1 pseudogene is annotated in these 445 nt (G+C 67.4%); it reads left to right on the forward strand.

The annotated features are described in order from the left end of the window. Positions 1–445, forward strand: a pseudogene (locus IF28_RS0135780) (2-oxoacid:acceptor oxidoreductase family protein); the annotation flags it as partial.

Here is a 445-nt window from a genome sequence, read left to right on the forward strand (position 1 = left end):
CAAGGAATTCGACCTCACCCGCAAGGAGGCCGAGCGCAGCAAGAACATGTTCGCGCTCGGACTCCTGTCGTGGATGTACCACCGCCCCACCGAGGGCACGGAGAAGTTCCTGAGAACGAAGTTCGCCAGGAAGCCCGCCATCGCCGAGGCGAACATCGCGGCCTACCGCGCGGGCTGGAACTTCGGTGAGACGACGGAGGACTTCGCGGTCTCCTACGAGGTGGCCCCGGCGGCGAAGGCGTTCCCGCCCGGTGTCTACCGCAACATCTCCGGGAACCTGGCCCTGTCCTACGGCCTGGTCGCCGCGTCCCGGCAGGCGGACCTCCCCCTCTACCTGGGCTCCTACCCGATCACGCCGGCGTCGGACATCCTGCACGAGCTGAGCCGGCACAAGAACTTCGGTGTGCGGACCTTCCAGGCCGAGGACGAGATCGCCGGGATCGGC

It is taken from the genome of Streptomyces sp. NRRL WC-3626 (assembly GCF_000718785.1).
Taxonomy (GTDB): Bacteria; Actinomycetota; Actinomycetes; order Streptomycetales; family Streptomycetaceae; genus Streptomyces; species Streptomyces edwardsiae.